Source organism: Haladaptatus sp. (assembly GCF_049589095.1).
Taxonomy (GTDB): domain Archaea; phylum Halobacteriota; class Halobacteria; order Halobacteriales; family Haladaptataceae; genus Haladaptatus.
Window position 1 is genome coordinate 1 of the sequence record NZ_JBAWAC010000051.1, and the last position, 3,184, is coordinate 3,184.

General features: G+C 55.1%; 3 protein-coding genes. All 3 read left to right on the plus strand.

What is annotated here, in order from left to right; translation table 11 throughout:
• The first annotated feature begins 1,039 nt into the window (after window positions 1-1,039).
• Genes WBV42_RS01685 through WBV42_RS01695 form a run of 3 tightly spaced genes read left to right on the plus strand, consistent with a single transcriptional unit; the run spans window position 1,040 to window position 2,879 of the window.
• On the plus strand, window positions 1,040-1,681 hold the full coding sequence (locus tag WBV42_RS01685; protein WP_231186207.1) for an Era-like GTP-binding protein: 642 nt from the start codon (window positions 1,040-1,042) through the stop codon (window positions 1,679-1,681).
• Between the two features lie 5 nt (window positions 1,682-1,686).
• A complete protein-coding gene (locus WBV42_RS01690; protein WP_066139761.1) occupies window positions 1,687-2,073 on the plus strand; it encodes a DUF2073 domain-containing protein in 387 nt (128 codons plus the stop codon).
• Window positions 2,073-2,879 carry an OapC/ArvC family zinc-ribbon domain-containing protein gene (locus WBV42_RS01695; RefSeq protein WP_423984496.1) on the plus strand — a complete coding sequence of 269 codons (807 nt, stop codon included), beginning with the start codon at window positions 2,073-2,075 and terminating at the stop codon, window positions 2,877-2,879. The genes WBV42_RS01690 and WBV42_RS01695 overlap by 1 nt, the downstream gene beginning before the upstream one ends.
• Window positions 2,880-3,184: the final 305 nt, after the last annotated feature.

The window sequence follows — 3,184 nt, forward strand, 5'->3', positions numbered from 1 at the left end:
GATCGAAAGAGGGTGAAACACGGCCCATGTTCAATGGTAACACGCAGCTTTGTACCCCCCCACCCCCTCGTTTCGGGTGGAACGTGGTCGAAGGTGGGTGGGGGGAGGGGCTTGTCTAGAACGAGAACCTTTATTACAACGTCTAGCTAACAATATCCGCAAACTAGAGTCTTTACTTTTCTAGAGGGGAGTATTCTTTGTAAGTTATCGGCTTCTGACACCCCACCACCCGACTTTTCCCGTTTCCACCTGAAACGAAGGGGTGGGGGTGTCCACCAATCTATCAAACAACCGTCATCTTTGCTCTCTTCGGCACACTGTTTCACCGAGATGACAATCGGGAACCAGCCGTTCTCTGGTCCTTTCCGTCTTCGTGGCTATTGGCAGACCTCGTCCAACGATACCATGGCACACTATGCTGCGATCAGTCGGATGCCCACGTCCTAGTCTTTTACCAACTCGATGAAAGATTTAGTACTCAAATAGGGGTTCAGCATCAATCGACTTCGTCCGGACCACGTACATCACCCCCACAAATATCGCAACCCCTCTATTTCCAGTGGAAACCACATCCCGTAGATGAGTTTCCGATGTCAGAGGTTTCGTGATAGCAATACGATGTGCCGTTCATTTCCCACGCGCGGGAACCACTAAACAACACGAAACAACACGATTGATCGAATCAAGCCCAACAGCACGAGGCCCGCGCACGTACAATAATCTTTGTAGAATATCATTTGATCACAATGGAGAGAAAATTGTTCGATCGGAATAGTTTTTCTCTGGATAGAAAATCAACCATTCCGGCAGTTCGCGTCCGTCGATTCCATCGTTTTTCGTTCGCAATCCCCTTCCCGTCGTGCCCTTTTTACACCATTTCTTTCCCACTTCAGTGAGTGAATTGTGTCAAGAGTTGTCTGACATAGGTTTAAGTGAATGGCGTAAAGTTCTACGCGCAACAGCCCCGTACGTCCGGCTCAATCTCGACAACGGTTTGTCTAGAGCGACTATCCGACACTGGGGTCTGGGAGGAAAAAGGATGGGATTGTTTACTGGTCTCAGGCAAAGTATTGCACGTGTGACCGACAAGCTCTTCACATCGGAAGAGCCGAAACGGATCGGTATCTATGGACCGCCAAACGCTGGAAAAACGACGCTCGCCAACCGCATCGCCCGCGATTGGACTGGTGACGCCGTCGGTCCGGAAAGCCACGTTCCACACGAAACACGGCGCGCACGACGGAAGGAAAACGTCGAAATCGAACGCGACGGTCGGAAAGTCACCATCGACATCGTAGACACGCCCGGTGTCACGACGAAAGTCGATTACGAGGAGTTTCTCGACCACGATATGGACAAAGAGGACGCCGTCCGTCGCTCCCGCGAGGCGACCGAAGGCGTCGCGGAAGCGATGCATTGGCTCCGTGAGGATGTCGACGGCGTTATCTACGTTCTCGATAGCTCGACTGACCCGTTCACGCAGGTGAACACGATGCTTATCGGTATCATCGAGAGTCAGGATCTGCCGGTGCTTATCCTCGCGAACAAAACTGACCTCGACGATTCGAGCGTCCAGCGGATTCGCAACGCGTATCCGCAACACGAGACGATTCCACTCTCCGCACTGGAGGGTGATAACATGGATGAAGTGTACACGAAGATCGCGGAGTACTTCGGGTGATCTCAATGCCAGAAGTGAAAAATTCAGACGACGGCGTCCAAGTCGACCTCATCGGTGGTGAGCGGATGGCCGGGAAGACCAGTATGGAGAAGATCCGGATGATACTGGACGGTGTCCGTGATGGAAATATCGTTATCCTAGAGGAGGGGCTCTCCCCCGACGAGGAGAGCAAGCTCATCGAGGTGACGATGACCGAGATCAGCCCCGACGAGTTCAGTGGTATCGAAATCGAGACCTACCCGCGCTCGAAGACATCCGATGGTGGCTTACTCGGTCGGTTGATGGGTCGTGAGTCGACCGATTCGAAACTCACGGTTATCGGCCCCGCAAACCAGATCGAGACGCTTCACAAGGACGAGAATCTCATCAGCGCGCTTATCTCCCACAAATAATGCCCCACAAGTGCACGAACTGTGGACGGACGTTCGCTGACGGGTCGAAGGAGATGTTGTCCGGTTGTCCCGATTGTGGTGGCAACAAGTTCCAGTTCCAACCGTCGGGATCCGCCCCGTCTCCAGGCGAAACGAAGGCCTCCACGACGGGTTCGAACCCGAAGGCTGCGGCGGCTACCACCGACAATTCGACGGTAACCGACGACTCGACCGCCACCGACACTCGATCCGAGACGGGCGCGGTCAGCCGCGCGACGAGTACCGTCAAAGGATGGGTCGGTTCGCGTAACCGCTCTGAATCCCCGGATTCAAGCGCTAACGAGCGACAACAGGGGCAACCCGAACACGAGCAGAAACCCTCTCAGCCGAGTACGTCCGCACGTTCGACGCCACCTCAAAAATCGCCGGTTTCACCGTCCGATTCGCCAGCCGATTCACCAGCTGATTCTCCGCCCGATTCGCCAGCCGATCCACCGTCCGATTCACCAGCCGATTCGAACGAGGATCGGGCACAGGCGAGTGCCCGTTCCGAAATCGTTCCGGAGGACGAACTCCCGGAGCGTCCAGGTGATGACGGAACGGGGACGGTCATCAAACCACCCGAGGACGACGACCAACCGAGTCTCGACGAACTCCGGGAGGAGCTCAACAGCCAATTCGAGAGCATCAAGGTGGTCGAACCGGGCCAGTACGAACTCAACCTGATGGAATTGTACGAACGCGACGAGTACATTATCGCCATGCGGGAGAACGGTCGCTACGTCATTCAGGTTCCCGACTCGTGGACCGGCCCGGTCGATAGCTGATTCTATCTAACGGCGTGCACTAGCAGGGATGGCGTCTTTGGACGGGCGTGATGGACACTGGTTGTATGAATCCATCCAAGCAACTCGCTCGGAGTCTCCTCTCGGGGTCGAAAGCGTACGGATACACGTTGACCGTTTGAGGTGGCGGCGCGATACTGATGAATCAGTACGGCTCACCGCGAATTCCGGAAATCTTCTGTTACGTCGCCGGTGCGCTGATCGCGTTCGGTATCCTGGCGAGCGTGACGTTCGAGAACCTGTTTTCCGATCCGAACTCGGATCACGACGAACAACTCATCGTCGCC

What these genes read in the sequence shown, in the direction of transcription:
- WBV42_RS01685 (WP_231186207.1), top strand. Translation starts at nt 1,040, where the DNA reads ATGGGATTGTTTACTGGTCTCAGGCAAAGTATTGCACGTGTGACCGAC.
- WBV42_RS01690 (WP_066139761.1), top strand. Translation starts at nt 1,687, where the DNA reads ATGCCAGAAGTGAAAAATTCAGACGACGGCGTCCAAGTCGACCTCATC.
- WBV42_RS01695 (WP_423984496.1), top strand. Translation starts at nt 2,073, where the DNA reads ATGCCCCACAAGTGCACGAACTGTGGACGGACGTTCGCTGACGGGTCG.